25 protein-coding genes are annotated in these 26,443 nt (G+C 72.3%); 13 read left to right on the forward strand and 12 right to left on the reverse strand.

Annotated features, from left to right (window positions below):
• The 3 genes from ACF08M_RS22445 to ACF08M_RS22455 form a co-directional block, all read right to left on the reverse strand.
• Positions 1 to 655: transposase (locus ACF08M_RS22445; protein WP_392187031.1), on the reverse strand; the 655-nt coding region annotated here is incomplete at its 3' end.
• A gap of 142 nt (positions 656 to 797) precedes the next feature.
• Positions 798 to 1,457: a zinc ribbon domain-containing protein gene (locus ACF08M_RS22450; protein ID WP_392187032.1), complete on the reverse strand. Its 660-nt coding sequence runs from the start codon at positions 1,455 to 1,457 to the stop codon at positions 798 to 800.
• A gap of 210 nt (positions 1,458 to 1,667) precedes the next feature.
• Positions 1,668 to 2,552: a peptidase S1 gene (locus tag ACF08M_RS22455; protein ID WP_392187033.1), complete on the reverse strand. Its 885-nt coding sequence runs from the start codon at positions 2,550 to 2,552 to the stop codon at positions 1,668 to 1,670.
• Between the two features lie 480 nt (positions 2,553 to 3,032).
• Here ACF08M_RS22455 and ACF08M_RS22460 point away from each other — a divergent pair, with 480 nt between their 5' ends.
• The 3 genes from ACF08M_RS22460 to ACF08M_RS22470 all read left to right on the forward strand — a co-directional run bounded on the left by ACF08M_RS22460 (position 3,033) and on the right by ACF08M_RS22470 (position 6,710).
• Positions 3,033 to 5,597, forward strand: a complete 2,565-nt coding sequence (locus tag ACF08M_RS22460) for a GTPase-associated protein 1-related protein (RefSeq protein ID WP_392187034.1) — start codon at positions 3,033 to 3,035, stop codon at positions 5,595 to 5,597.
• Positions 5,598 to 5,965: 368 nt separating this feature from the next.
• Positions 5,966 to 6,442, forward strand: coding sequence for a hypothetical protein (locus ACF08M_RS22465; protein ID WP_392187035.1), 477 nt, complete (start codon positions 5,966 to 5,968; stop codon positions 6,440 to 6,442).
• A gap of 25 nt (positions 6,443 to 6,467) precedes the next feature.
• Positions 6,468 to 6,710, forward strand: a complete 243-nt coding sequence (locus ACF08M_RS22470; protein ID WP_392187036.1) for a hypothetical protein — start codon at positions 6,468 to 6,470, stop codon at positions 6,708 to 6,710.
• Positions 6,711 to 6,787: 77 nt separating this feature from the next.
• Here the strand turns inward: ACF08M_RS22470 and msrB are convergent, their stop codons facing one another.
• The 4 genes from msrB to ACF08M_RS22490 form a co-directional block, all read right to left on the reverse strand.
• On the reverse strand, positions 6,788 to 7,195 hold the full coding sequence (gene msrB, locus ACF08M_RS22475; RefSeq protein WP_392187037.1) for a peptide-methionine (R)-S-oxide reductase MsrB: 408 nt from the start codon (positions 7,193 to 7,195) through the stop codon (positions 6,788 to 6,790).
• A 9-nt stretch (positions 7,196 to 7,204) separates the two neighbouring features.
• A complete protein-coding gene (murC, locus tag ACF08M_RS22480; protein ID WP_392187038.1) occupies positions 7,205 to 8,599 on the reverse strand; it encodes a UDP-N-acetylmuramate--L-alanine ligase in 1,395 nt (464 codons plus the stop codon).
• A 40-nt stretch (positions 8,600 to 8,639) separates the two neighbouring features.
• A complete protein-coding gene (locus ACF08M_RS22485) occupies positions 8,640 to 9,092 on the reverse strand; it encodes an indole-3-glycerol phosphate synthase (RefSeq protein WP_392187148.1) in 453 nt (150 codons plus the stop codon).
• Between the two features lie 149 nt (positions 9,093 to 9,241).
• The gene (locus ACF08M_RS22490; protein WP_392187039.1) at positions 9,242 to 10,006 is read right to left on the reverse strand and encodes a pyrimidine reductase family protein; all 765 of its coding nucleotides are present in this window, start codon (positions 10,004 to 10,006) and stop codon (positions 9,242 to 9,244) included.
• 37 nt (positions 10,007 to 10,043) lie between these two features.
• Here ACF08M_RS22490 and zapE point away from each other — a divergent pair, with 37 nt between their 5' ends.
• The 4 genes from zapE (at position 10,044) to ACF08M_RS22510 (ending at position 14,500) form a co-directional block, all read left to right on the forward strand.
• Positions 10,044 to 11,183, forward strand: coding sequence for a cell division protein ZapE (zapE, locus tag ACF08M_RS22495; RefSeq protein WP_392187040.1), 1,140 nt, complete (start codon positions 10,044 to 10,046; stop codon positions 11,181 to 11,183).
• A gap of 129 nt (positions 11,184 to 11,312) precedes the next feature.
• Entirely contained in the window at positions 11,313 to 11,738 is a 426-nt protein-coding gene (locus ACF08M_RS22500) for an OsmC family protein (RefSeq protein ID WP_392187041.1), read from the forward strand.
• A 125-nt stretch (positions 11,739 to 11,863) separates the two neighbouring features.
• Positions 11,864 to 13,243, forward strand: a complete 1,380-nt coding sequence (locus ACF08M_RS22505; protein ID WP_392187042.1) for an alkaline phosphatase PhoX — start codon at positions 11,864 to 11,866, stop codon at positions 13,241 to 13,243.
• Between the two features lie 378 nt (positions 13,244 to 13,621).
• Positions 13,622 to 14,500, forward strand: coding sequence for a polysaccharide deacetylase family protein (locus tag ACF08M_RS22510; protein ID WP_392187043.1), 879 nt, complete (start codon positions 13,622 to 13,624; stop codon positions 14,498 to 14,500).
• A gap of 85 nt (positions 14,501 to 14,585) precedes the next feature.
• Here ACF08M_RS22510 and ACF08M_RS22515 read toward each other — a convergent pair whose 3' ends face one another.
• The 3 genes from ACF08M_RS22515 to ACF08M_RS22525 are packed head-to-tail and all read right to left on the reverse strand — an operon-like array spanning position 14,586 to position 16,818.
• Complete coding sequence (locus ACF08M_RS22515) at positions 14,586 to 15,254, reverse strand: ABC transporter (RefSeq protein ID WP_392187044.1); 669 nt, start codon at positions 15,252 to 15,254, stop codon at positions 14,586 to 14,588.
• A complete protein-coding gene (locus ACF08M_RS22520; protein ID WP_392187149.1) occupies positions 15,251 to 16,144 on the reverse strand; it encodes an ATP-binding cassette domain-containing protein in 894 nt (297 codons plus the stop codon). Before ACF08M_RS22520 ends, ACF08M_RS22515 begins: the two co-directional genes overlap by 4 nt.
• On the reverse strand, positions 16,141 to 16,818 hold the full coding sequence (locus ACF08M_RS22525; RefSeq protein WP_392187045.1) for an AIM24 family protein: 678 nt from the start codon (positions 16,816 to 16,818) through the stop codon (positions 16,141 to 16,143). The genes ACF08M_RS22520 and ACF08M_RS22525 overlap by 4 nt, the downstream gene beginning before the upstream one ends.
• 72 nt (positions 16,819 to 16,890) lie before the next feature.
• On the opposite strand from ACF08M_RS22525, the gene ACF08M_RS22530 reads away from it, so the two are divergent.
• The 4 genes from ACF08M_RS22530 to ACF08M_RS22545 all read left to right on the forward strand — a co-directional run bounded on the left by ACF08M_RS22530 (position 16,891) and on the right by ACF08M_RS22545 (position 21,442).
• Positions 16,891 to 17,670 carry a peptidyl-tRNA hydrolase gene (locus ACF08M_RS22530; RefSeq protein WP_392187046.1) on the forward strand — a complete coding sequence of 260 codons (780 nt, stop codon included), beginning with the start codon at positions 16,891 to 16,893 and terminating at the stop codon, positions 17,668 to 17,670.
• Positions 17,671 to 18,139: 469 nt separating this feature from the next.
• On the forward strand, positions 18,140 to 19,474 hold the full coding sequence (locus tag ACF08M_RS22535) for a DUF692 family multinuclear iron-containing protein (RefSeq protein WP_392187047.1): 1,335 nt from the start codon (positions 18,140 to 18,142) through the stop codon (positions 19,472 to 19,474).
• Positions 19,475 to 19,481: 7 nt separating this feature from the next.
• Positions 19,482 to 20,546 carry a TIGR04222 domain-containing membrane protein gene (locus ACF08M_RS22540; RefSeq protein WP_392187048.1) on the forward strand — a complete coding sequence of 355 codons (1,065 nt, stop codon included), beginning with the start codon at positions 19,482 to 19,484 and terminating at the stop codon, positions 20,544 to 20,546.
• A gap of 98 nt (positions 20,547 to 20,644) precedes the next feature.
• On the forward strand, positions 20,645 to 21,442 hold the full coding sequence (locus ACF08M_RS22545) for a TIGR04222 domain-containing membrane protein (RefSeq protein WP_392187049.1): 798 nt from the start codon (positions 20,645 to 20,647) through the stop codon (positions 21,440 to 21,442).
• A 182-nt stretch (positions 21,443 to 21,624) separates the two neighbouring features.
• On the opposite strand, the gene hemQ is transcribed toward ACF08M_RS22545, so the two are convergent.
• Both hemQ and hemG read right to left on the reverse strand, forming a co-directional pair.
• Positions 21,625 to 22,353 carry a hydrogen peroxide-dependent heme synthase gene (gene hemQ / locus ACF08M_RS22550; protein WP_392187050.1) on the reverse strand — a complete coding sequence of 243 codons (729 nt, stop codon included), beginning with the start codon at positions 22,351 to 22,353 and terminating at the stop codon, positions 21,625 to 21,627.
• Between the two features lie 4 nt (positions 22,354 to 22,357).
• Positions 22,358 to 23,845 carry a protoporphyrinogen oxidase gene (hemG, locus tag ACF08M_RS22555; RefSeq protein WP_392187051.1) on the reverse strand — a complete coding sequence of 496 codons (1,488 nt, stop codon included), beginning with the start codon at positions 23,843 to 23,845 and terminating at the stop codon, positions 22,358 to 22,360.
• A gap of 127 nt (positions 23,846 to 23,972) precedes the next feature.
• Between hemG and ACF08M_RS22560 the strand changes: the two genes are divergently transcribed.
• Positions 23,973 to 24,956 carry a DUF4349 domain-containing protein gene (locus tag ACF08M_RS22560; protein WP_392187052.1) on the forward strand — a complete coding sequence of 328 codons (984 nt, stop codon included), beginning with the start codon at positions 23,973 to 23,975 and terminating at the stop codon, positions 24,954 to 24,956.
• A 37-nt stretch (positions 24,957 to 24,993) separates the two neighbouring features.
• A complete protein-coding gene (locus ACF08M_RS22565) occupies positions 24,994 to 26,382 on the forward strand; it encodes an FAD-dependent oxidoreductase (RefSeq protein ID WP_392187053.1) in 1,389 nt (462 codons plus the stop codon).
• Positions 26,383 to 26,443: the final 61 nt, after the last annotated feature.

Genomic DNA, 26,443 nt, shown 5'->3' on the forward strand with positions numbered 1-26,443 from the left:
CCGTTGCGTGGAGACACGCACGGCGGGTGCGGCGGGCGGGTCGGGGAAACGGGCTGGTCGCAAGGCCAGTGCCGCGCCCCGGCCCGACCCAACCCGATCCTGCTGGCTTTACTTGGTCACGCGGTGAGGGAGGGGTCGAGGCGGGCAAGGTGGCTGGCGCGGGTACGGTCGAGCGGGTGCGCGTCTCCCCGGCCGGCTCCAGCCTGTTCAGATCACGGACCGCCGCCGGCACGCGGGGGGAGTCAGTACGCTGCTTGCCTCCCACCTTCACCAGGCCCCGGTCCCTGAGCGCGGTCAGCAGCAGGTCGAGCACCTTCTCCTCCATCCCATGCTCGACCAACCGCGTGCGGAACTCTGACAGCACCGAGGCGTCGAACCCGGGATCATCCAGCTCCAGGCCGAGCGCGTATTTCAGGTCCATGCCGTACCGCCCCCGATGCGCTGCCGCCCGATCAGTGAGGTTCTCGGCGAACTGCAACACCGTCACCAGCGCGAGCCGGCCCGGTGACCAGCCTGGCCGTCCTCCGGCTTCGAACGCCTCGGCGAACTCGGCGTCCGAGAACAACTCGCCCAGCTCGTCACGGACCCGCATCGCCAACGGATACGGGCCCCGTGCCGCCACCGCCCGCGCCACCTGCGCGGTCAGCTCAGGCACCGTCGGCCACGGCCTCGGCCGCATCGACATTTCCACACCCCACCCGCGACCGGGAACGTCAAGACGGCCGCTGCTGTCCTGCCCAACAAGCCGTCAGACCTGCTGGGTACGGAATAAGCCAGCAGGATCGGTGGTGGACCTCCTACTGCCTGGTTCCGCATCCCGGGCAGAACGCGGCCCCCTGCGGCACGGCCGCGTTGCAGGAACCGCACGAGGGGTGCTGGGCGAGGTGGTGGCCGCACCCGGGACAGAACGCGCCGCCATGGGTCTCCGTACGGCACTGCGGGCAGACCAGCTGCCGGGGCGCGCTCGCGTCGTAGCTCTGTCCCGCGGTCTGCCCGGCGGCGTAGGCCCGATCCGCGACGAAGTCGTTCATCCCACGCCGGCGGGCCGCCTCCGCCTCTGCGGCGGTGTCGGGAGCACACTGCAGGCAGAGGCCCAGCTCGGCGTTCCAGCACCGCCCGCAGACGTACGAGGTACAGCGGGAGCAGCGGTTGAAGTGCCCCTGTGCGTTGGTGATCGCGCGCTGGAACGCGGTGTCCCTCGCACCGCCCCAGGTGGCACCGGCCAGCCCGTCGGCGGCATTGCCGATGGTGTTGGCGCTGCCACCCAGCAGGCTCCAGGCGGCGTTGGCCCCCTTGCCGATCCAACTCGCCGCCTGGCCCGATCTGAACGGTTCGAACGGCGAGCGCCAGGTGTCCGAACAGCGCGAGCACCGGAACTCGAACTGGAAACCCGCGCCGGTGCCGTGCTGCTGCGACAGGTCGCTGTAGTTGTTGCTGAAGTAGATCTCGTCGGCCACGTCTGAACCTCTGTACCTCGTGTATTCGATCAGGCATTCCCCCTCGCATCATGGCAATGATCGTTCGCCCCGGTACGGCCGGTGAGGTCACCGTTTGGCAATTCCTCCGCCGGTCGGCCACCCGGGCCGGCACGACACCGCGCCGCGCATCGGATGAACTCCGTTGCGCGGCGCGGCGGGTATCAGTGGCCAGGCGTCAGACTCCTGGCATCAGGACAGTGCCAGTTCGGTGACGTTGTTGGCCTCCAGGACCCACGTCGCGCTCAGGCCGCCTTCCTTGACACGTGCGTCGCCGTCGCCCTTGAGGACGCCGATGCGCTTGCCAGACAGTGCGATCTGAATCGTGTTGTTGTACTCGTGGACCCACGTGGCGCTGAGACCACCCTCCTTGACGTGCGCCTCGCCGTTGTCCTTCACGACGCCGATGCGGTCGCCCGACAATTCGAGCTGGATGACGTCGTCCGCCTCCACGACCCATGTGGCGCTGAGGCCGCCCTCCTTCACCCGCGCGACGCCATTGGCGGAGAGAACGCCGATACGGTCGCCGGCGAGGTCGATGCCGATGACGTCGTCGTACTCCCGGACCCACGTGGCGCTGAGGCCGCCCTCCTTCACCCAGGCGACGCCGTTGCCGGTGACCACACCGATGCGGATGCCGGAGAGTTCCAGCTCCTTGACCTTGACGGACTCCTTGACCCAGGTCGCGCTGAGGCCGCCCTCCTTCACGTACGCGTCACCGTTGTCCTTCACGACGCCGATGCGGTTGCCGGAGAGCGCGATCTGCTTGACGTCCGTCGACTCCTTGACCCACGTGGCGCTGAGGCCGCCCTCCTTCACCCAGGCGACGCCGTCACCCGTGAGGACGCCGATGCGGTTGCCGGAGAGGACGACCTGCTTGACGTTGTCGTGCTCCTTGACCCAGGTCGCACTGAGCCCGCCCTCCTTCACGTACGCGTCACCGTTGGCACGCAGCGTGCCGATGCGGTTGCCGCCGTCTCCGGAGACCGTGCCGGGTACCGCGTCGGCCGTGGACGCACCGGTGAGCCCGGCCAGCGCCAGAACGGCGGCGGCCGCGGAGAGAGTCTTGAGATTCATTCGTTCAACTCCTGCGAAAAGAGCGGCCCTTGGGCCCGGATCACGGCGCCCGCGGGAGGATTGGTCAATCCGAAGACGCTCAACGACTGGACCGACAGCGGGTGCGTCAACCGATGGGGTGATGGGGGCGTACCGGGTGGCCCGTGCGCGCCGGGGCGGGGCCGCACGGGTGCGGACGCGGCAGCGTCCTCCGCCGGCGAGGGGCGGCCCGGTGCCGGAACTCTGACGGCTCCTGGCGTACGGGCGTTGTTGCGTACCGTCGCGTTGGACTCAACACCCCGGCCGGGGCTGCCCAGATGACCTTCCGGCAGGGTGCGTGCGGGAGCGGTGCGCCTTGATAGCGTCGCTCCCGCGATTGCGGACCGCTCCCCGCCGGGGTCGTCGCTGCGCCCGGACGGCCCGCCCTCGGCGGACGGCCGCCGGAGCGGGCGTGCTGACGGGTACGGGGACGTTCGCGGCAAGGACGAAGAGGGCCTACGCATGAGCCTCGCGCAGTTGCACTACACCTCTGCCTCTGCGGGCGACGACGGGGGCGGGGACGGAACCGACGGCAGGTCGGGCGCACGGTTCACGGCGGTCAGCGCCGGCATACCCACGCCGGTGCTGGCCGAGGCTGAACAACTCCTCGGATACGAGCCGCCGACCGGTGCCCCGTACCACCCCACCAGCACCGAACTCCGCTCGTTCCCCGAGGCGTTCGGTTTCAGCGCACTGGCCGACGGCAGTCACCTGCTGAGCCGTACGGTGGCGCTCGGCGGCCCCGGCACGGGCCGATTCCACGCCCACGCGGTGCATCTCCCGGCGGGTGAACGACTGCCTGACGACGCGTTGCCGATCACGGCCTGGCGGTCGCCGAACTGGGCGTCCACCCCACCGGACGGCGGGGTGCCCCACCACATGGCCTCCCTGCCCGCCTCCCCTGCTTCCGGCCCGGAGGCGCTCAACGACTTCGCGGTCTCCCGGAGCCCCTGGCTCGCGGCGTTCTTCGCCGATCTGCGCCGGGTGAGCGAGGACCCGTCGTCGGCGCGTGTCGTGCTCGTGGAGCGGCAGAACACCGATGTGGCCCGGTGGATCGCCCTGGCCGCTGCCGTGCTCCCGGCGGAGAACGCGCAACGGCTGACCTTCGCGACGTACACCCGCCGTCCGGAACGGTCCCCGCATCAGGTCGTCGGAGTGCTGCCGGAGGACGCGCCCGGACCGGCGGGCCCCGACGGCGGACTGCGGGTGCACAACTGCGCCGGGCCGCGCCCGGAAGGACCGGTGGACGACACCTGGGCCGAGACCTGCGCCCGGATCTGGCGGAGCCGGTCCCCGGAGCTGTTCCAAGCGGCGGCGGCGCTGCCCGGCGAGCCCTTCGCCGCCGGGCCACTCGCGGCCACGGCGCTGTGCGCGGGAGTCGCCCTCGGCCCCGCCGAGCGTGCGGCGGCGGCCGACTGGGCAGCCGAGCGGCCGTACGCCCTGGGCGAGGAGCGGACGCGGCGGCTGACCGACGCGCTGACCGCTCCCGGCATCGATCGCACGACCGCCGAACTTTCCTGTGTGGCACGGCTGTTGACCGCCCTCGACGGGCGCTCCCCCGCCGCCGCGGCCGCGTCGCTCGCGGCTCTGCTGGTGACGGAGGCGGTACGCGGCGGCGATGTCACACTCGAACTGCCCGCGCGCTCGGCCTTCGCCGGATCGGACGGGCAACGTGCCGCCGCCGCGCTCGTCGCGATCCTGGGCGAGGACCTGCGTACCGAACTCGCCACCGGCGGGTCTGCCAAGTCCTCCCTTCCCGGCGCGTCGGCCGGGCCCGGGGCTTCCGCCGCGCCCGGCGGATCCGGCGCGCCCGGCGGATCCGGCGCGCCCGGCGGATCCGGCGCGCCCGGCGGATCCGGCCGTGGTGTGGCGCGCGCCGTGCAATTGCTGCGGATCGCGCGGCTGCTCGATGTGGACTGCGCGGACCTGCTCCCCGACGTCGTACACCGGATGGCCCGATCGCTGCTGGCCGAAGGGGCGGCCGGCTGCGCACCGGTGCTGCTCGACCTCCTGGACGAGCAGTTCGACGTGCGTACCGCGCTGCTGGGTGAGCTGGACCGGATCGCACCGCACGATCCGGCGGGGACGGAGCGGCTGCTGACCGGTGTCGCCCTGCCGTTCACCGGAGCGCAGGCGCTGCCGCATCTGCGGATGTGCGCGGCGGCACCGGACGCGAGGGCGGGCGGCGACGGCGATCGGCTGAAGGTGTTGAATACGGTGCTCCGCGCCGGTGGTATGTCACCTTTCACCGAACCGCTGGTGCTGCGGACCGGGGTGGGGCTGGTCTGGGGCGAGGACATGCCCACTGCGGGCGAGGCCCGGCTGCTGCTGAGCGCGACCACTTCGGACGCGCACCGCACGGCCGGTACCTGGCCCGTTCTCGTCGCGGCGGCGCTCGGGGCCCCCGCGGACGACGAGGAGACTCCCGAACTCGCCCATGACCTGCTGCGCGGCTTCCCGCAGGAGCTCGATGCGCGGTCGCGCGGCGCCCTCCTGCTCCTGGAGTTCGCGCGGGAGCTGCGGACGGGCGCGGCGGAGCCCGGCTGGGCGGAACGGGCCCGGAAGCTGTGTGCAGCAGCCGAGCCGGTGGAGGCGGGTGTACGCGATCAGGCGTTCGGCGTCCTGGCCGGGCAGCTGCTCGCCCCGGACCGGCCCGAGGCCGAGTTGTACGCGTTCGTCCACAGCGACGACGCGGACCTCATCGCGGCCTACGGCAGGGCCGCCCGCCACGAGGGCGTCCTGGCCCGGCTACGGGCCGAACCTGCCTATGTGGCCGACTGTTTCACCGTCTGGACGTCGCACCCGCACGCGGGCCGGGCCTGGAGCGAGGCGCGGGCGGCGCTGCTGGAGGAGGTGTTGCGGCCGGTGGTGCGCGGCCTGTCCGCCGGTGACGTGTCGGCGGTGGAGGAGGCCGCGGAGCGTACGGGCAGCAGCCGCACGGCGGAGGCGTTCCGGGCGTGGAACCGGCCGGGCGGTTTCGGTCGGCGGCTGGGCAACAGGCTGACGGCCCGGGTACGGCGGTCGTAGGGGTGTCCTCCGGTGTCGGGTGTCGCGAGCGGGCAGGGCCTGGGCTCGCCGACGGGTGCCGCAGGCGGGCGACGGGGTCGGGCGCCGGCCGTCGGGGACGAGGCCGCGGGCCGTGGCCGGGTGCCGACGGTCGGGGACGAGGTCGCGGGCCGTGGCCGGGTGCCGACGGTCGGGTGCCAGTGGCCGGGAGCGTGATCACGCGTCGTGATCACGCGTCGTGGTCGGGTGTCGCGGTCGGGTGTCGCGGTCGCGTGTCGTGGTCGGGTGTCGCGGTCGCGTGTCGTGGCACACCCGGGGGGACCGGTACCGTGTGACCTATCGATCTCGTGTGCTCCCGGCGGGCTGCGTGACACCCCCAGGAGGAACAGATGACGACGAACCGCGGACGCAAGGACGTCATCCGGGACCGAATGGCCGCGACCGGCGAGTCGTACAACGTCGCCGCCCGCAATCTGAAGGCGATGAAGGACATGGGCGCCACGCGTGAGGCCGTCCTCACCCAGCGCTGGCGTCCCGCCGATTCGCTCGATGTACCGTGCCCCTGCGGCGGCACCTGCGAGCCCGGCGAACGGTGCGAGCGGTGCCACGCCCTCCACCGGCATGTGGCCCGCTACCCCGGGAATGTCACGGACGTGGAGACCTGGGCGGACCGCTACGACTGCATGGGCTGCGCGTCCTCGTACATCCTGACCGTGGTCCTGCCCGGCCGGCCGTGGGGCGTCGCCGAGACGGTCGTCCGGGGCGGTTCCGCGGAGCCCGTCGTGCGGGCCCGGGTCTTCCCGGGCGTCGCCCACCCCCTGCTGCGGCCGGAGAGCGAGGGGCCCGGGGACGAGAACGAGGTCTGACGGCGGGCGCTTCGGCGCACCGGGCGTGTGCGCCCTGCTCAGCAGCGGCCTGCAACACGAGGGCCGGCCGGTCCACGCCGTCGAACGCCTCACGCTCTCCTGCGCGGCCTCCGCCCGCCGGTTCCAGGAGGCGCACGGCCGTCCCCGGCCACCGCTGGACGCCCATCCGGTGATCGTCGGCACCTGTGTGAGCGACCACGCGGGCGGATCCGAAGGTGACGGGCCCGTCCCACGAGTGACCTCCCGTACGGGCTGCCTGCCGCGGTGACGGCGTACGCCGTCACCGCGTCCGCCCGGTGTCGCCGGGCGCCGTCCGGAACAAGCCGTCCGGAGTGAGATCCGCTCTCAGCCCTCGTCCGGAGTGAGCCGCAGCGAGATCGAGTTGATGCAGTACCGCTGGTCCGTCGGGGTCGGGTAGCCCTCGCCCTCGAAGACGTGGCCGAGGTGCGATCCGCAGCGGGCGCAGCGGACCTCGGTGCGGACCATGCCGTGGCTGCGGTCCTGGATCAGTTCGACCGCGTCCGTGTCCTTCGGGTCGTAGAAGGACGGCCAGCCGCAGTGCGACTCGAATTTGGTGTCGGAGCGGAACAGCTCCGCGCCGCAGGCACGGCAGGAGTAGACGCCCGTGGTCCTGGTGTCGGTGTATTCGCCGACGAAGGCGGGTTCCGTGCCGGCCTGGCGCAGGACCGCGTACTCGGCGGGGGTCAGCTCCGCCCGCCACTGCTCGTCCGGCTTCTCGATGTCGTACGACACGTCGCTCCCTCAGCTCGACAGATGGTCCAGGATCTGCGGGCCGAGGTCCGTGACGTCGCCCGCCCCCATGGTGATAACGAGGTCGCCGGGCTTCACCATTCCCGCGATGATCTCGGGGACCGCCGCCTTGTCGTGGACTGCGGTGGCGTCGGCGCCCGCTGCCCTCGCCGCGTCGATGATCAGGGCGCTGGTGACGCCGGGGACCGGGTCCTCGCGGGCCGGGTAGATGTCCAGGACCACGGAGGTGTCGGCCAGTGCGAGGGCCTGGCCCATCTCGGTACCGAGCTCCTGGGTGCGGGAGAAGAGGTGGGGCTGGAAGACGACCAGGAGCCGGGCGTCGGACGCGGCGCCGCGCATCGCTTCGAGGTCCGCGGCCATCTCGGTGGGGTGGTGCGCGTACGAGTCGATGACCTGCACCCCGGCCGCCTCGCCCTTGAGCTGGAGGCGGCGCTTGACCCCGGTGTACTTGCCGAGGGCCGAGGCGAGGTTGTGGGCCGGGATGCCGAGGGCGACACCGGCGGTGAGGGCGGCCACCGCGTTGTGGGCGTAGTGGCGGCCGGGCACCGAGACGGTGAACGTGAGGAACCTGCCGTTCAGGATCACCGTGACCTCGCTGGTCAGACCGCGCGGGGTGACCTTGTGGACGCGTACGTCGGCGGTCTCGGACTCGCCGTAGGTGACGACCTTCGCCGAGGAGAGCGCGCGCACCCGCTCGGTCAGCTCGACGGCACCGGGCTGGTCGGCCGCGATGACCAGGGTGCCGCCGGGGACGATCTTGCCGGTGAACTTCTCGAAGGATTCGTAGATCTCGTCCATCGAGGCGTAGTTCGCGTGGTGGTCCAGCTCGACGTTGAGGACGATCGCGACCTCGGGGTCGTACTTCTGGAAGCTGCGGTCGCTCTCGTCCGCCTCGGCGACGAAGATCGCGCCCTCGCCGTGCGCGGCGTTGGTGCCGGGTCCGGCGAGGTCGCCGCCGATGGCGTACGAGGGGTCGAGGTCCAGTTCGGACAGGGCGACGGCCAGCATCGACGTGGTGGTCGTCTTGCCATGCGTGCCGGCCACCGCGATCGCGCGCGCGCCGACCATCAGGGAGGCCAGCGCGTCGGAGCGGTGGACGACCGGGATCGACAGCTCGGCCGCGCGCATCAGCTCCGGGTTGTCGGGGCGGATGGCGCTGGAGACGACCACGCACGAGGCGTCGTCCGCCAGATGTGCGGCGGCGTGCCCGATGTGGACGGTCGCCCCCAGCGCCCGCAGCGCCTCGGCCGTACCCGATTCCTTGGCGTCACTGCCCGCGACCTTCGCACCGCGCTGGGTGAGGATCTTCGCGATGCCCGACATTCCGGCGCCGCCGATGCCGATGAAGTGCGGCCGTTCCATGGCGGCAGGAATACCGGGTGCCATGCGTATGTCTCCCCAAAAGTCGATGTGCGTCGCGCACAGCCTATTCGCTGTGCGCGAAGAGCTTGAGCACCGGTACGCCGACCTTGTGACGGGCTCTCGACGCCCAGTCACGGTGGAAGAACTCCTCCACGTAGTGCGGCGCGGTCAGCACGATGACCTCGTCCGCCTCCGCGTCCTCGACCACGGTCTTCAGCTTGTCCAGCGGGTGCTCCTCGATCACCTGTCCGACCGCTTCGGAGCCTGCCTGTCGCAGCGCTTCGAGCGACACTTCGAGCGCCAGTTCGGCGGATTGCCGGGCATCCCCGCCCTCCGGTTCCTCGGCCTCGCGGGCGGCTTCCTTCAGTTCGCCCATCGCCAGGTCGTCGATGGCCCGCAACAGCACATCGGCCTGGTCACCGCGCGGCTGCATGAGCACGACGAAGGAAGTCCGCTCCTCTCCGTGCAGGGTGGTGACGAAGTCGACGTCCTCGGAAGTGAGGGCCTTCTCGATCATCAAAACGCTGGTGAACACCACGGGCGCCCTTCTGCTTCAGTGACCGTCGCCGGCCCCTGCTGAAACCATCCTTCCCCGTGCTCGCACGGGGTCTGCGAGAGTAATTGTGCCCACCGGGGGCTAACCGGAACGGCAAATTCCGCTGATTGTCAGATCCGACGGTATCGGGTGAAGAGGAACCCGGCCTCTTCCAGCACCGATGCAAGGGCGAATCGTTCCGGCACGACCACCGAGGGACCCCCGGCGATCCGCTGCGCGTCTCCGGCGGTCAGCATCGGCGAGAGCGTCAGACAGAGCTCGTCCAGCGCGTCGGCCGCCACGAACTGACCCAGCATCCTGGGGCCGCCCTCGGTCAGCAGCCGCGTGAGTCCGCGGTCCGCCAGCTCCCGTACGGCCCTGGCGGGGTCCACCCGGGAACCCTCCCCCGCGACCACCACCTCGGCGCCCGCCCGCCGCGCCACCGCGATCCGGTCCGCAGGGGCGCCGGCGCCGGTCAGCAGGAGGGTCGGGACGAGCGGCGAGACGAAGAGCGGCAGCGAGAAGTCCAGGTCCAGGCTGCCGCTCACGACGGCGATCGCCGGCGCGGCCCCCTGCCCGGCCGCGGCCCGGCGGGCAGCGAACGCCTCGCGCGCCCTGGCGGGCCGGTACCCCTCCAGCCGTACCGTCTCCGCCCCCACCACGACCGCATCGGCCAGCCCGCGCAGGGTGCCGAAGATCCGCATGTCGCCGGCGCAGGAGATCGGCTGCGAGCGCCCGTCGTGCTGGGCGGCTCCGTCGAGCGTCGACACCATGTTGGCGCGCAGCCAGGGGCCGTCCTGCTCGGGGTACGCGTAGGCCGCGGCCAGATCGTCCAGGCTCCATTCCCCCTCGTCGTCAGCCGGTGTCGGGTCGGTCACAGGGAAGAGGCGTCGCATGCTGTGCAGTCTGGCACGGCGCTTAAGCTTGAGAGTTGTGTCGTCCTCCACCGCCGTGCCGGGGCAGAGCCCCATAGCCGAAACGGCCCCGCTGTCCCTGTGCGCCCTAGAACCGCACGTTCCCGCCGACCGCCTGGTCGCCGAGATGGTGCCGCCGCCGCGCTTCGACTCCGTGCGCTTCGAGACCTATGTCCCGGACCCCAACCAGCCGAGCCAGATCGAGGCGGTCGAGGTCCTGAGCGGGTTCGCGGCCGGGCTCGGCGGGGCGCATGCCACCGGCTCCGGCAAGAACAAGGGAGCGCGCAGCGCGTCCGCAAAGGGGTGGTGGCGGGCGACGGGCGGGCGGTTCAGCAGGAAGCCGGCGGCCCCCGCGGCACCTCTCGGGGTCTACCTCGACGGCGGCTACGGCGTCGGCAAGACGCACCTGCTGGCCTCCCTCTGGCATGCCACACCCGCCGCGCCCTCGCTGAAGGCGTTCGGCACCTTCGTCGAGCTGACGAACCTGGTCGGCGCGCTGGGCTTCCAGCAGACCGTCCAGACGCTGAGCGGACACCGGCTCCTGTGCATCGACGAGTTCGAACTGGACGACCCGGGCGACACGGTGCTGGTGTCGTCGCTGCTCAGCCGGCTGGTCGAGGCGGGTGTCGCGCTCGCCGCCACCTCCAACACGCTGCCCGGCAAGCTCGGTGAGGGCCGGTTCGCCGCCGCCGACTTCCTGCGGGAGATCCAAGGGCTCTCCTCGCACTTCCGTCCGCTGCGGATCGACGGCGAGGACTACCGCCACCGCGGGCTGCCCGAGGCCCCCGCACCGTACTCCGACGAGCAGGTCACCAAGGCCGCGTACGCCACCGAGGGCGCCAGCCTGGACGACTTCCCCTCGCTCCTCGACCACCTCGCCCGGGTCCACCCGAGCCGCTACGGCGCGCTGACGGACGGTCTGCGGGCGGTCTGCCTCACCGACGTCCAGCCGGTACCGGACCAGTCGACCGCGCTGCGGCTCGTCGTCCTCGCCGACCGGCTGTACGACCGGGAGGTTCCGGTGCTCGCCTCCGGGGTGCCGTTCGACAGGCTGTTCAGCGAGGACATGCTGAACGGCGGGTACCGGAAGAAGTACTTCCGGGCAATCTCCCGGCTGACGGCGCTGGCGCGCGACGCAAAGGGTCTGGTGGCGCAGTAGGTTCGGGAACACACCGTCCGAAGCGGCTTCGGGCGGTATCGGCCGAGGGGCCCCCGGGCGCCTCGGATTTCCCGTATACAACCGCGCATCTCCCGTATCAACCGCGCACACCGTTCGAAGGGATCCAGTATGGCTACCACGCGTCAGGCGCACACGGTCTGGGAAGGCAACCTGATCGAGGGCAAGGGTGTCGTCACCTTCGACTCCTCCGGCATCGGCGACTACGAGGTCTCCTGGCCGTCGCGCGCGGAGAAGGCGAACGGCAGGACGAGTCCCGAGGAGCTCATCGCGGCGGCCCACTCCAGCTGCTTCTCGATGGCGCTGTCCAACGGCCTGGCCACGGCCGGCACCCCGCCGACCCGGCTGAACACCCGGGCCGAGGTCACCTTCCAGCCCGGTACCGGCATCACCGGCATTCACCTCACCGTCCAGGGCGAGGTGCCGGGTCTCGACGAGGCGGGCTTCGTCAAGGCCGCCGAGGACGCCAAGGCGAACTGCCCGGTCAGTCAGGCGCTCACGGGCACGACGATCACGCTCACCGCTTCCCTGGCCTGACCCCACGGGCCCCTGTGGGCCCATGACACGCACGAGGCCCGGTGACCCGCGTGGTTCCCGCGCGACGATACGCGTGGTACACACATGCGGGTCACTTCACCTGTCCGCCAGCAGGGAGTTGCCTCATGTCATCAGCGGTGTCACGACCCTCCGCAACACGACGACAGGTCCTGGCCGGCAGCGGCGCGGCCGTTGCCTCGATCGCCTTCGCCGGGGCGTTCTCCGAACTCTTCGCGGGTACCGCCGCCGCCCGGGGGCACAGCGGCTACGGCCCGCTCGTGCCCGACCCGGACGGTCTGCTCGACCTGCCGAGGGGCTTCCGGTACCGGGTCCTGTCCCGGGAGGGCGACCCGCTCCGTTCCGGCGAGGGCCAGGTCCCCAGCAACCACGACGGGATGGCCGCCTTCGCGGGCCGGCACGGTCACGTCCGCCTGGTGCGCAACCACGAGAACCGCGTCACCGCCAGGATCCCGGTCCCGGTAGTCGAGGGCCTCACCTACGACCCGATGGGCAAGGGCGGCTGCACCGCCCTGGAGCTGGACGGCCGCAACAACGTCCTGGGCGAACGCGTCGCCATCGCCGGTACTGCGGTGAACTGCGCGGGCGGCCGCACTCCTTGGAACACCTGGCTGACCTGCGAGGAGACCGAGGACAAGGCCGGCACCAACGGCTACACCAAGGACCACGGCTTCATCTTCGAGGTGGACGGCGCCGATCCGCGCCGCACCGGGGCCGTGCCGCTCACCGCGATGGGCCGCTTCCAGCACGAGGCGATCGCGATCGATCCGAAGAGCGGCATCGTGTACGAGACGGAGGACGCGTTCGACAAGCCGTTCGGGCTCTTCTACCGGTTCCTGCCGGACAAGCCGCTCGGCGGGACGGGCTCGCTGCGGGCGGGTGGCCATCTGGAGGCCATGCGCGTGCCGGGCGTCCCCGACCTCTCCGTGGTCCAGGAGCCCGGGGCGAGCTTCGAGGGCGTCGAGTGGGTGCCCGTACCGGATCCGCTGGCGGCCGGAACCCCGATCCGGTTCCAGGACTTCGGCGCGAAGGGCATCACGCACGCACAGAAGCTGGAGGGCTGTTACTGGGGCGGGTCCGCGGTCTACTTCGTCTCCAGTTTCGCGCACAGCTCGCAGGGTTCGGCGGCCGACCACTACGGCCAGGTGTGGCGGTACGAGCCGAAACGGCGCCGCCTCACGCTGGTGATCGTCTTCGGTCCCGGTACGGACGTCCAGCTGCCGGGCGAATCCCCGGACAACATCTGCCTGGCTCCCGACGGCGGACTGATGGTGTGCGAGGACGGCGACGGCGCGCAGCATGTGTTCGGCCTGACGCGGGGCGGCGAGGTGTACGCGATGGCGCGCGGCCGGCAGAACATCGGGACGGCCGAGGAGCCCGAGTGGGGCGAGTTCGCGGGGGTCACCTTCGCTCCGGACGGCGGGACGATGTTCGTCAACTGCTACACGCCGGGAACGACGTTCGCGGTGACGGGGCCGTGGCGCTGACGCGTTGACGTACCGGGGGCGGGCGGTCGCCGTCCGCCCCCTCCCGCCGTCCGGCCCCTTCCGCCGTCCGGCCCGTTCCGCCGTCCGCTCCCTTCCGCCGTCCGCTCCCTTTCGCCGTCCGCCTGGACGAGCCGGTCCGCGCGGCAGCGCTGAGCGTCGTCGTCGAGGCGACCAGCGCGGCCGCGTCGGCGCACATCGTCGCCATTCGTGCGTACGCGTAGAAGAACGGAACGTGCGGCGCATCCGCTCGGCGGACGGCAGGCGCGGACTCGACGGCCCGGGTGAATCCGCGGGCAACTCCGATGCCAGGAGGCGCCACAGGCGCCTCTTGGTGAGACAGAACGATACTTTCCGCGAGTGATCAATTCTGCACGAAAAATGACCGCTCTGATTCTTCTGGGGACGGTTCTCGGCAGTCTCGCCGGGTGCGGGAGTCTCGGAGACTCCTCCGCCGACGACCCCCCGGCCGTGGGACGTACGCCCGCCGCCATCCATGCTCCCTCGCACACGGCCTCGGCACGGCCTTCCGCGGGCGCGCCCTCCGCGACGGAGCAGCCACCGCCCACCATGCCTCCGGACCCGAAGACGCTGACACCGGTCTTCGCACACGGAGCGAGGACCGGCGAGAAGGTGGTGGCGCTGACCTTCGACGCCGACATGACGGCCGACCAGGGGCCGCGCGCGGCTGCGGGCGAACACTTCGACAACCCCGCTCTGATCGCGCTGCTGCGCCGGTCGAAGGTGCCCGCCACGGTGTTCATGACGGGTCGGTGGGCCGACGAGTACCCGGCGCAGGCCCGGTCCATCGGCACCGACGCGCTCTTCGAGATCGCCAACCACTCGTACAGCCACTACGCCTTCACGTCGCCGTGCTACGGGCTGCCGACCGTGGCGAAGGGCGGGACGCGCGGCGAGGTGGAGCGGGCCTTCGCCGCGTTCCGGAAGGCCGGTGTGCGCCATGTGGTGCCGTACTTCCGCTTCCCCGGCGGCTGCTACGACGATGCGACGCTGCGCGCGCTCGCGCCCGAGAAGGTGACGGCGGTGCAGTGGGACGTGGTCAGCGGCGACGCGTTCGCCACGGACGCGGACGCGGTGGCCCGGCAGGTGCTGGACGGGGTGAAACCGGGCTCGGTGGTCGTCATGCACTGCACCCGCAGCGCGGCGCCGGTCACGGACGAGGCGGTCCGCCAGGTGGTACCCGAGCTGCGCAGGCGCGGGTACCGCTTGGTGAAGGTCTCCGACCTGATGCGCGGATAGTCCGGGTGCGCAACGGCGGAGTCAGCCCGAGCAGGCCGTGCGCTGCGCCTCTGCCTTTTGCGGACCATCCGTGCGTACGAGCTGCTCAGCCGCGCAGCGAGGTGAGTCGGCAGGTGAGCACGGCCACCGCCGCGGCGAGGGCGGCGGCCGCGAGGAGCGGCAGGACCGGCAGGTGCACCGTGCCCGTCCGCGCTCCTGTCACCAGGCCCGTCACCGCCTGGTTCGCGGGCGAGCCGCTGGACACCAGGGCCAGGAGTGCGGCGAGCACGGTGCCGGCGACGGACCAGCCGCGCCGGTGCAGCAGCGGCCGGGTGCACAGCGCGCCGGCCGCTGCCCCCAGCAGCACGCAGCAGGCGGTGGCGAGCAGCCCGGCCAGACCGGCGGGCAGCAGGTGCACCCGGACGGCGCCGTCGGTGCTGGCCGGCTTGCTGATCAGCAGCACGATCGGGGTGGCGACCGCGCCCAGGATCCCGGCGCACCCGAGCGCGGCGAGGAGCGATGCGAGATGGACCCGCGGCGATCCCGCCGCCGCGGCGGTGACGGTCCGCGCGGCGGGCGGTTCCTGGTCGACGCAGAGCTGGACGAGCCAGGCGGCGACGGGCAGGAGCCCGGCGGCGGCGTATCCGAGCGAGTCGAGGACGGGCTGCCCCGACTGCACGCCGATGCCGAGGAAGGCCGCGTACAGCAGTACGGGGGCGAGCCAGCGCTGGGAACGGATCAGCAGGGCGGTCTGGTAGCGGAGAAGAGCGGTCATGGCGCCTCGACGGTGAGGTCGGTGCCCGGGACGGCGCCCGGGTCCTGGGTGACAGTGCCCGGGGCGGTCGTCAGGTGCCGGATGTGCCAGGGCGGGCGCGCGGTGAGGAGGGCGCGCAGCAGTGCGTCGGAGTGCGCGGCCGCGACGGTGAGCCGTACACCTCCGTCGGCCGCGGGCGTGTGCGCGGGTGCGCCCGGCAGCCCGGTGGGGAGTGCGGCCCCGGGTGGGCCCGCCGCCTCGATCCGTACCCGTGGCCCCGTACCCGATGCTCGCGCCGAGGGGGCGGCGACGAGCCCGTGCCCCTCGACCCGGAACACGGCATGGGCCGCCCCGGCGAGCCGGCGTGGGTCGTGGTCGACGAAGACGACGGTGGAACCCGCCGCGACCCGCTCGGACACGGCCCGGTCCAGCTCGTCGCGGGCCGCCGTGTCGAGGCCGGTCCATGCCTCGTCCAGGACCAGAAGCTCCGGTTCGGCGAGCAGTGCCTGGGCGACGGCGACCTTCTGGCTGGTGCCCTTGGAGAGTTCCGCAAGAGGTGTACGGGCATGGCCGGCGGCCCCGAAGCGGGCGAGCCACGACTGCGCCCGGTCCGCCGCCTCGGAGGTCCGCAGGCCGTGGATCCGGCCGAGGTGGACGAGATACCCGGCCGTGGTGAACGGCAGCGCGGCCGGGAACCGCTCGGGGACGTAGGCCGTACGGGACCTGCGACCGGTGATCCGGCCCTCCGTCGGGGTGTCGATCCCGGCGAGCAGCCGCAACAGCGTCGACTTGCCGCTTCCGTTGGCGCCCTCGATCCGGAGCAGGGCGTGCGCGGGCAGTTCGAGATCGACCCCGCGCAGCACCCATGGCCCGCCGAGACCGTACCGGCGGCCCACCCCGCGCAGGTTCAGTTGGCGGACGCCTTCTCGGGCTTGGCCTCGCTGGGCCGTACGATCACGAATCCTTCCCCGTCCAGCCGCAGTTGGACGGCCTCTCCGGAACCGCCGCGCACCATCGAGCCGAAGCTCTGCGAACGGTGCAGCGAGGTGGTCAGCTGGGAACTCCAGCCGACCACCGCGTCCGTGTCGACGCATACCGGCTGCTGGGGCGTGACAGGTATCACAATGGGGTAGCCCTCGCACATCAGGCCGAGTTTGCCGTATCCGGTGAAGACACTGTTGAAGATCCCGCCGCCGGTCATCCCGGCACCTTTCACGGTCTTGATCTCGTAGGAGAGCGTGGGATCGAAACAGAGCACGTTGCGGCCGTTGATGGTGAGGACGTCGCCCTGCTCCACGTCCACGATGAAGCAGTTGGCGGCCTCGTGCGCGAACCATGCCTCGCCCTGGCCGCGGACCGCCATCAGCGGCAGCCCCTCACCGGTGACGGCGCGCTTGAGCAGGCCGCCGAGGCCCTGCCCCTTGCGCTCGAACTGCAGATCGCCGCGGAAGGCGATCATCGATCCCTGCCGGGCATGCATCTCGCCGTTGACGGCGTACTTGATGGATTTGGCGTTCTGCAGCGTCATCCCCGGGGCCGTTGCCTGCTGCGCCAGGTGCTCGCTGGAAAAGAGATCGCTCTTCATGCGGTGCATCCTCACCCGGAGCGGTTCATTCTGCCAAGAAGGGTTTACCGGGCGGCTGGCAGACTGGGGCGAGTGAGTGAGAACGACACCCCCGAATCCCCCTCCGGACATCCGGCGGCCTCCTGCACCCGCGCGGCGGAAAGCCCGTTCAGGTCCGAGCGGACGAGTCGCGACGAGGCGCCCCAGTATGTGCTGCCCCTGGTCGTGCACATCGAGAAGACGGCTCCCCCGGCTCGTACCGACGCACTGCGGACTGCCGCCCGCGCGGTGCTCGTGATGCTCTCCGACGAGCGTTCGGTCGGCGAGGGCGAGTGGGCGCGGGCGATGCGGGACTGGCAGGACGCCCGGATCCGCAAGGTGGTACGCCGGGCGCGCGGCGCGGAGTGGCGCAAGGCGTGCGCCCTGCCCGGCATCACGGTCACGGGGGAGAGCGCCGAGGTGCGGGTCTTCCCGCCGGTGCCCCTGGACGGCTGGCCGAAGGAGCTGGCGAAGCTCCAGGTCTCGGGGACGGATCTGGACGACCCCGAGCCGCCGGCCGCACCCGACCCCACGGGCCCGGTGCTGTGGCTGAACCCGGAGCTGACCATGTCGGCGGGCAAGACGATGGCGCAGGTCGGACACGGCGCGCAACTCGCCTGGTGGGAGCTTTCGGACACCGAGCGCAAGGCGTGGCGCGAGGCGGGCTTCCCGCTCTCCGTCGCCACTGCGGGGGTGGGCCGGTGGCGGGAACTCATGGTGAGCGGACTTCCGGTGGTACGTGACGCCGGGTTCACCGAGATCGCCCCCGGGGAGACCGTTGTGGCGGAGGGGGCCCATCGTGTCGGTTCCCTCCCGCGGCTACGGCGGCCGTAGGGAAGTGTCCGACGGGCCGGTGACGGGCGGGGGGCGCGCTGAGGTCTCCGTCGAATCCGCTCCCGTGACGCCGCCACCGCCGCCGGTGCACCCCACCCCGTTCCCCAGCGGCTGGGCGCACCCGGGGGCCGGCCCTACCCGGAGCGGGCGGGTAGCAGGATCGTCGCGGGCGGCCGCATCCGGACGGGGGGCGTAGTGCCGCAGCTCAACCGGCTGACCAGCCGCTCGACTTCGTTCCTGCGGGCAGGGTGTGCCGGACAGCAGCCGGTGGGCCTGCCGCTGTTGCCGTCACGGCGTCGGCGGTGGGCCCGCCGGTCCCTGAGCGGCGGCGGGTCCGCCGCGCGAGCCGACGGCAACGTCCGACCTCCCGGATCGGGAACCTCAAATCAACCTCTGAACGTCCTCGTCTTCGGGTTCACCACCGCTCGCCGGGGCCATGAGCCCTGCACCGGGCGGAGGAGGGGGCGGCATGGAGCTGGGAATCGGTATCGGCTGGCGGCCGGAGATCGCGGACGCCGTCGAGGCGCTGCCGGGGATCGACTGGGTGGAGGCGGTCGCGGAGAACATCTGCGCCGGCCATCTGCCCGATTCGCTGGTGCGGCTCAGGCAACGCGGTGTCACCGTCGTCCCGCACGGCGTCTCGCTCGGCCTCGGCGGGGCCGAACGCCCCGACGCCGGCCGGCTCGCGGATCTCGCGGCCCGCGCCGAGCTGCTCGCCACCCCGCTGGTCACCGAGCACATCGCGTTCGTACGGGCCGGAGGGCCGCGCACCGCCTCCGTCGGGCTGGAAGCGGGCCATCTGCTGCCCGTACCCCGGACCTGGGAGGCGCTGGACGTGCTGTGCGAGAACGTACGGATCGCGCAGGAATCGCTGCCGGTGCCGCTGGCGCTGGAGAACATCGCGGCGCTGATCTCCTGGCCCGGCGAGGAGCTGACCGAGGGGCAGTTCCTCGCGGAACTCGTCGAGCGCACCGGTGTCCGGCTGCTGATCGACGTCGCCAATCTGCACACCAACCATGTCAACCGCGGTGAGGACCCGGCCACCGCGCTCGACGAGCTGCCGGTGGAGGCCATCGCCTACGTGCATGTGGCGGGCGGCGTCGAGAAGGACGGCGTCTGGCACGACACCCACGCCCACCCGGTCACCGGGCCCGTGCTCGACGTCCTCGCCGAGCTCCGCTCCCGGGTGGATCCGCCCGGCGTCCTCCTGGAACGGGACGACGACTTCCCTCCGGCCGGGGAACTGGCGGGCGAACTGACCACGATCCGCGCCACGCTGGACCGGGCGGCCACCCCGACTGCGCGGGCGCACACCGCAGGGCCCCGCCCGGGCGCCGGCCGGTCCGCGCCCGTCGCGAGGCCCGTCCCGCGCCCCCGAACCGCCGCGCCCCCGGACGCTGCGCGCGACCGGGTCGCGGTCGCCCAGACCGCGCTGCTCTCCGCCCTCGTCGCGGGCACCCCCGCCCCGCAGGGCTTCGACCACCGCAGGCTCGGGATCCAGAGCCGTGCCCTGGCGGCCAAACGGGCCGGTGTCGTCGCCAAGGTCGCGCCGGAACTGCCGGAGATCCTCGGCGACGGATACCGGGACGCCTTCCTCTCATATGCCAGGAACCGTCCCATGTCCGCCGGTTACCGGCGCGACGCCCTGGACTTCGCCGAGGGGCTGCTGATCGCGGGCCGGCCCTCCGACGACGCGGCACGGCGTCGGCTGACCCACTGGTGGCAGGACCGGGCGGCCGCCCGGCCGCCGCGCCGCTCCACCCGTCTGATACGAGCGGCCCGCGCGGCCCTGACCGGAAAGTGACCGGACGATGACCGGCATCAACGGCGTCGCCCTGGTGATGGATCTCTGCGTCGTGGCCTCCTCGGTCCTCCTGGTCGTGGGGCTCGCGCGCGCCCGCAGCAGCTCCGGCGGCTCCGGCGGCTCCGGCGGCTCCGCCCACGATCTCTTCGAGGTCGCCTTCCTGAACGGCGGTCCGGGCCGGGTGGTGGACACCGCTCTCACCGCCATGCGGACGGACGGACGGCTCGTCATCGGCGACCCCGGCATCGTTGCCGTCCAGCGGACGGACGCCCGTGACCCGGTGGAGCGCGCGGTACTCCAGGAACACGCCCTGGCCCCCAGCGGCGCGCTGCACACCCTGCGCGACGCGGCGATGCGGCATCCCGCGGTGCAGGAGATCGGCGACGGGCTCGCGGCCCGTGGTCTGCTGGTCTCTCCCGCCGCGAGCCGTATGTGGCTGCGCTGGGGCGTCGCACAGGGTCTGGGCTGCCTGCTGGCCGTTCCGCTCGCCGTCGTGGTGACGGTGACACAGGTGCTGGCCGACGACTCGGGCGACGCGTTCTCCTCCCTACCGTTCGTTCTCAAGGTCTTCCCGGCCCTGGTGATCGGCTTCCTGACCGGCTTCATCTGCGCGAGCGTCGCCCGGGGACGCGTCACCAGGGCGGGGCGGCAGGCGGCCGGGGCGTACCGCACCGCCCATGCCCACGACCCGCAGCCGGCCCATCTGGTGGCGACGCACGGGCTGCGGGCCCTGCCCGATCCCGTGCTCCGGGCGCAGCTGATCGCGGCGGCGCGGATGCGCCCGGCGGGGCGCGCCAGGGGCCGGGCGCCGGGGGCGTCCGCGGGGCCGTCCTCGGACTCCTCCGCCATGTTCCTCGCACCGGCGGTGTGGTGTGCGGCTGCGGGCCCCGGCCACGGCAGCTGCGGAAGTTCCCATGACGGAGGCAGCAGCGGAGGAGGAGGCGGCGGATGCAGTGCGGGGTCCGGTTGCGGCGGGTCGAGCGGCTCCGGCTGCGGCGGGTCGAGCGGTTCCAGCTGCTCCGGCGGCGGTTCCAGCTGTGGTGGAGGGTCCAGTTGCGGCAGCAGTTCCTGAGCGACCGCGGCGACCCGCTCCTCGGCCCGGGGCGTAGAACCGTCCACATGGTGAACAGACCATGGCGTTCCGTCACCCGGCCCGCATAGGAATCCGTCATGCTCTGGGTTCTGCTGCTGGTCGCATGGAGTGCGGCAGCCATCTCGTGCATCCGGCTCTGTCTCGTCGCCGCCCGCGCGGGACTGCTGCCCGACGCGTCGCCGGATGCCGTACGGAGGGTGACGGACGGTCATGAACTGACCTTGTACGAGACCGCTTTCCTGTCCGGCGGTCCGCACCGGGTGGTCGATCTGGCGCTGGTCACCATGCATCTGCGCAGGCGGCTGCTGCTCGCCCACACCGGGTGGGCAACCGTCGTGGACCCGGAGGGCCGGGACGAGATGGAGCGCGCGGTGATACGTGCCATCGGCCCGGAGGGCCAGTCCCCGATTGCGCCGATACGGGCGACCGCGGCCACCGCCGACGCCGTGCGCGCCCTTGCCGACCGGCTCGTCACCGCGGGCCTGGCCGTGCCCGGTGGCGCCGGGGACGGGGTCGCCGCCGCGGTCCGCGCGGTGCGCGGCGCAACTCTGCTGGTGATCGCGACGGGCGCTGCGGCGCTGCTGACACCCGGTCAGGAGGCCGGCCCCGGAGGCCCGGTGACGTCCTTGCTGGTCCGGTTCGGGCCACCGCTCGCGCTGACCCTGGGCTGTCTGGCCATAGCCCGGATGGAGGTCCATCCGTACAGCACCTGGGCCTCGCCGGCCGGGCAGCGGCTGCTGGCCGCGCACGAGTATCCGGCGGCGGACGCGGACCACGGCGTCCTGGCGGCGGTCGCCGTACGGGGTGTGCGCGCCGTGACCGATCCGGCGCTCCGGGCCGCGCTCGGGGGCGGGCCCGCGATTCCGGGCCCGTAGGACTCCTCGCCCCTCGTCGTCCCTCGTCAGGGGGATGGGAGCCGGAAATGACGCCGGTGCGGCGCGCGGAACGCGCGCCGCACCGGGAGCCGAACCCGGTGTCGCTGGAACGACGGGCGGCGCGGAAACGCGCCGGGGCCCGCCGTCTGATCTTCCGGGTTGGGGTGGCCGGAGCCCGCTCGCTACGCGAGCCCGGCCACCAGGTCTGCGACCGACTTCCGGCGTCCCGTGAAGAACGGGACCTCCTCGCGGACGTGCATCCGCGCCTCGGAGGCGCGCAGGTGACGCATCAGGTCGACGATGCGGTGCAGCTCGTCGGCCTCGAAGGCGAGGACCCACTCGTAGTCGCCGAGCGAGAAGGAGGCGACGGTGTTGGCCCGGACGTCGGGGTAGCCGCGGGCCATCTTGCCGTGGTCCGCGAGCATGCGGCGGCGGTCCTCGTCCGGCAGCAGGTACCAGTCGTAGGAGCGCACGAAGGGGTAGACGCTGATGTAGTTGCGCGGCGTCTCGTCGGCCAGGAACGCCGGGATGTGCGACTTGTTGAACTCGGCGGGGCGGTGCAGCGCCATGTTCGACCAGACCGGCTCCAGCGCCAGGCCCAGCCTGGTGCGCCGGAAGAGGTTGTACGCCTCCTGGAGCTCGTCCGCGGTCTCGGCGTGCCACCAGATCATGACGTCGGCGTCGGCACGCAGACCGGAGACGTCATAGGTGCCGCGCACGGTGATGTCCTTGGCCGTGAGCTGGTCGAACAGCTCCTGGACCTCGTCGGCGTAACCGGCACGGTCCGCGGGCAGCACATCACGCAGCTTGAAGACGGACCACAGCGTGTAGCGGACGACCTCGTTGAGATCCTTGGCCTTCTTACCCGCGTTGGGGCCCTTGCTTGATTTCACAGTCTCAGGCGCACTCATACGGCTATTGTCCCGCCTCGCTCCGAGTGCCCTGAACCAGGGTCGACGTGGCGATGATCTCTTCCCCGGGCCCGCCTTTGATATCGCGGGCGATCTCGTCCGCGGCCCGGTGGGCGCTCGCGACGCACGCCGGGATGCCGACGCCGTCGTAGACCGCTCCGCAGACCCGCAGCGCGGGCAGTTTGGCGACCTCGTCGCGGATCCGGGCGACCCGGGCGAGGTGTCCCACGGGGTACTGGGGCAGTCCGCCGATCCACCGGGTGACCTCGGTGTCCACGGGCTTCGCGGTCAGTCCGGTCGCCGTCGCCAGGTCGCGCAGCGATACGTCGACCAGTTCGGTGTCCTCGCGGTGCAGGTGGTCCTCCTCGCCGTACCGGCCGACGGAGGTACGCAGGACGAAGAGGTCGGGGGCGGAGTCGCAGACCCAGTTCCACTTGTGGGTGGAGAAGGTGGAGGCCTTGATGGTCCGGCCGTCCACCGGGGGCACCAGGAAGCCGGAGCGCCCGGCGAGTGCGCCGGTGGCGGCCACGTCGGAGCGGCGGAACGCCATGGTGACGAGGGCCATCGACGCGTACTCGACACCGGCGAGCTCGGCGGAGGCCGACGGGGACTCGGCGGCGAGCAGGGTCGAGGCGGACCAGGCGGGCGCGGCCAGCACGATGCCGTCGGCGTTGATCACCCGGTCGTCCGTGCGGACGTCCCAGCCGTCGGTGGTACGGGTCAGGCCGAGCACGGGGGTGGCGGTCAGGATCTCTCCGCCCGCCGCGCGCACGGCGTCGGCGACCGCGTTCGGGAGGGTGCCGATACCGCCGTCGATTCCCTGGAAGACCGGTCCGGTCTGCTGCCGGGCCGCGGCCCGCTCCTGGATGCGGCGGACCGCGTCGAGCAGCGAGCCGCCCTCCCGCGCCGCCTCGAAGAGCTGCGGTACGGCGGCGCGCATCGAGATCCGGTAGGCGTCGCCCGCGTACACGCCGCCGAGCAGCGGTTCCACGAGCCGGTCGACGACCTCGCGGCCCAGCCGGTCGGCGACGTACGCACCGACCGCGACATCGTCGCCGACGGCGGTCGGGGTGAGGTCGCGCTCCTGCGCGATGCGGGCGAGGCCCTCCGGGGAGAGCACTCCACTGAGCGCCGCCGGGTCGCCCGGCACTCCCATCACATGGCCCTTGGGCATGGGGCGCAGGGCGTCGCGCGTCCAGACCGACGCGGTGGCGGTGGCGGGCGGCTGGAGACGGTCACCGAGCCCGACGGCACGTGCCAGGGCGACCGCCTCCGGGCGCCGGGCGAGCATCGACTCGGCGCCCAGGTCGACCCGGGTGCCCGCGATCTCGCCGGTCATGAGCTTGCCACCGAGCCGGTCGGTGGCCTCCAGGAGGGTCACCCGCAGCCCTGCCCCGAGGAGCCGATGGGCGGCGGCGAGACCACTGATGCCACCGCCGATGACGACAACATGACCCGTGCCTGTGTCCGCGCGGTTGATTGATCGCTGCATGCCCCCACTCTCTCAAACCTCGTCCGAGTCCTGAACGTGACCGCTTCGAAACCGGTATCGGGCAACCCGCACCCCCGCCCCGTACGTCGAACCGGCACCATCAACCACCCGCCCCGGGGGAGAAGTTATGCAGACAGACCGGAATTCCGGCCGCCCGACCGTCCGCCGTTCACGCACGGCCCTGGCCGCCGGACTGCTGGCCGCGCTCCTCGCGCTCAGCGGCTGCGGCGCCCCGGGCGGTGCGAGCGATTCGGGTTCCGGCGACAGCAAGCAGGCACGCTCCGCGGGCGAGCGGAGCGCCGCGGACTCCGGAGCCGACAGAACGGCGCAGGGCCCGAAGGAGGCCGGTGGTTCGCCGGCGGAGCGGAAGAAGTCCGGCGACCTGCCCGTCGGCACCCATGTCGTCCGTACCGCCACGCTCTCCGTGGAGGTGAAGAGCGTGCCGAGGGCCGCCGCGGCCGCCCGCTCGGCGGCGGAGAACGCGGGTGGTCTGGTGGCCGACGAGGAGACCAAGCGGGTCGACGACACACGTGAAATGTCACACATCGTGCTGCGCGTTCCGCAGGGCGAATACGACGCGGTGCTGCGGGCGCTCGCGGGCGAAGGGAAGCTGCTCTCGCGCACGTCGTCCGCGAAGGACGTCACCGACCAGGTGGTCGACGTGGAGAGCCGGATCGCCACCCAGCGGGCGAGTGTGGCACGGGTGCGCAAGCTCATGGACCGGGCCGAGAAGCTCACCGACGTGGTCGCGCTGGAAGGTGAACTGAGCAGCCGTCAGGCGTCCTTGGAGTCGCTGCTCGCCCAGCAGTCGTCGCTCAAGGACCGCACCACGCTGGCCACGATCACCCTCGACCTCTCCGAGCCGGAGCCGACGGCCGAGGGCGGCGGTGACGACGACCCCGGTTTCCTGGACGCCCTCGGCGGCGGCTGGCAGGCCTTCGTCACGATGCTGCGGTGGCTTGCGATGGCGGTGGGCGCGGCGGCCCCGTTCCTGGCCGCGGCCGCCGTACTCCTGCTGCTGGGGCGGCTGCTGCGCGACCGGCTGCGCCGCCGCCGCGCACCGCGGTCGTCCGAGCCGTCGGGGCCGGCGTCCACTCCCCCGGCGTCGTAGCGTGGTCCCTTCGGACTCGGTGTCGAAGGGACGAGACATGACGGCGGAGCGACTGGTGATCATCGGTGGTGACGCGGCGGGCATGTCCGCCGCGTCCCAGGCCCGCCGGCTCAAGGGCCCCGGCGAGCTGGGCATCGTCGCCTTCGAGCGGGGCCATTTCACCTCGTACTCCGCCTGCGGCATCCCTTACTGGGTCGGCGGCGACGTCATGGAGCGGGACGACCTCATCGCCCGGACGCCGAAGGAGCACCGGGCCCGCGACATCGAGCTGCGGATGCGCACCGAGGTCACGGAGATCGATGTCGCCGGGCAGCGGGTGCGGGCCCTGGACCGGGAGACCGGTGAGACGTACTGGACGGACTTCGACAAGCTGGTGATCGCGACGGGTGCCCGGCCGGTGCGCCCGGCGCTGCCCGGCATGGACGCGCCCGGGGTGCACGGGGTGCAGACGCTGGACGACGGGCAGGCACTGCTGGAGTCGCTGGACCGGGTGGCACCGGGGCGCAGGCGGGCGGTCGTCGTCGGGGCGGGCTATATCGGCGTCGAGATGGCCGAGGCGATGCTGAAGCACGGTTTCGAGGTGACCGTGCTCAACCGCGGCGAGCAGCCGATGGCCACGCTCGACCCCGACATGGGGCGGCTGGTCCACGACGCGATGGACGGCCTCGGCATCACCACGGTCAACCGGGCCGAGGTCACCGCGATCCGCACCGGCCCGGACGGCCGGGTCCGCGCGGTCGCCACGGGCGACACCTCCTACCCGGCGGACGTGGTGGTGCTCGGGATCGGCGTGGAGCCGGAGACGACGCTGGCGCGCGCCGTCGGCCTCCCGCTGGGCCCGCACGGCGGGCTGCTCACCGATCTGTCGATGCGGGTCGTCGGGCAGGACAACATCTGGGCGGGCGGCGACTGCGTCGAGGTGCTCGACCTGGTGGCGGGCCGCACCCGTCACATCGCACTGGGCACCCATGCCAACAAGCACGGCCAGATCATCGGGTCCAACGTGGCGGGCGGCTACGGAACGTTCCCGGGGGTGGTGGGCACGGCCGTGAGCAAGGTGTGCGATCTGGAGATCGCCCGCACCGGGCTGCGCGAGAAGGACGCCCGCGCGGTGGGCCTGCGGTTCGTCACGGCGACGATCGAGTCGACGGGCCGGGCGGGCTACTACCCGGGGGCGCGGCCCATGACGGTGAAGATGCTCGCGGAGTACCGCACGGGGCGGCTGCTCGGCGTGCAGATCGTGGGCCGGGAAGGGGCCGCCAAGCGCGTGGACATCGCGGCCGTGGCGCTCACGGCCGGGATGACGGTGGACCAGATGACGGCCCTGGACCTGGGTTACGCGCCGCCGTTCTCACCGGTCTGGGACCCGGTCCTGGTGGCGGCCCGCAAGGCGGTGACGGCCCTGCGGCGGGCGGGCACCGCCTGAGAGCCCGTCGGGTGGCCTCTGCTCGGACGGCCCTCCGCTACCCGGCCGAAGAGCCACCCGA

Origin of the sequence: Streptomyces sp. NPDC015032, from assembly GCF_043080425.1 — a bacterium.
GTDB lineage: Bacteria > Actinomycetota > Actinomycetes > Streptomycetales > Streptomycetaceae > Streptomyces.

Excerpts from the sequence above, each read along its gene's own strand:
- ACF08M_RS22455 (WP_392187033.1), bottom strand. The coding sequence starts at position 2,552 with ATGAATCTCAAGACTCTCTCCGCGGCCGCCGCCGTTCTGGCGCTGGCC.
- ACF08M_RS22460 (WP_392187034.1), top strand. The coding sequence starts at position 3,033 with ATGAGCCTCGCGCAGTTGCACTACACCTCTGCCTCTGCGGGCGACGAC.
- ACF08M_RS22465 (WP_392187035.1), top strand. The coding sequence starts at position 5,966 with ATGACGACGAACCGCGGACGCAAGGACGTCATCCGGGACCGAATGGCC.
- murC (WP_392187038.1), bottom strand. The coding sequence starts at position 8,599 with ATGGCACCCGGTATTCCTGCCGCCATGGAACGGCCGCACTTCATCGGC.
- ACF08M_RS22485 (WP_392187148.1), bottom strand. The coding sequence starts at position 9,092 with ATGATCGAGAAGGCCCTCACTTCCGAGGACGTCGACTTCGTCACCACC.
- ACF08M_RS22490 (WP_392187039.1), bottom strand. The coding sequence starts at position 10,006 with ATGCGACGCCTCTTCCCTGTGACCGACCCGACACCGGCTGACGACGAG.
- ACF08M_RS22500 (WP_392187041.1), top strand. The coding sequence starts at position 11,313 with ATGGCTACCACGCGTCAGGCGCACACGGTCTGGGAAGGCAACCTGATC.
- ACF08M_RS22505 (WP_392187042.1), top strand. The coding sequence starts at position 11,864 with ATGTCATCAGCGGTGTCACGACCCTCCGCAACACGACGACAGGTCCTG.
- ACF08M_RS22510 (WP_392187043.1), top strand. The coding sequence starts at position 13,622 with ATGACCGCTCTGATTCTTCTGGGGACGGTTCTCGGCAGTCTCGCCGGG.
- ACF08M_RS22515 (WP_392187044.1), bottom strand. The coding sequence starts at position 15,254 with ATGACCGCTCTTCTCCGCTACCAGACCGCCCTGCTGATCCGTTCCCAG.
- ACF08M_RS22525 (WP_392187045.1), bottom strand. The coding sequence starts at position 16,818 with ATGAAGAGCGATCTCTTTTCCAGCGAGCACCTGGCGCAGCAGGCAACG.
- ACF08M_RS22535 (WP_392187047.1), top strand. The coding sequence starts at position 18,140 with ATGGAGCTGGGAATCGGTATCGGCTGGCGGCCGGAGATCGCGGACGCC.
- ACF08M_RS22540 (WP_392187048.1), top strand. The coding sequence starts at position 19,482 with ATGACCGGCATCAACGGCGTCGCCCTGGTGATGGATCTCTGCGTCGTG.
- ACF08M_RS22545 (WP_392187049.1), top strand. The coding sequence starts at position 20,645 with ATGCTCTGGGTTCTGCTGCTGGTCGCATGGAGTGCGGCAGCCATCTCG.
- hemQ (WP_392187050.1), bottom strand. The coding sequence starts at position 22,353 with ATGAGTGCGCCTGAGACTGTGAAATCAAGCAAGGGCCCCAACGCGGGT.
- hemG (WP_392187051.1), bottom strand. The coding sequence starts at position 23,845 with ATGCAGCGATCAATCAACCGCGCGGACACAGGCACGGGTCATGTTGTC.
- ACF08M_RS22560 (WP_392187052.1), top strand. The coding sequence starts at position 23,973 with ATGCAGACAGACCGGAATTCCGGCCGCCCGACCGTCCGCCGTTCACGC.
- ACF08M_RS22565 (WP_392187053.1), top strand. The coding sequence starts at position 24,994 with ATGACGGCGGAGCGACTGGTGATCATCGGTGGTGACGCGGCGGGCATG.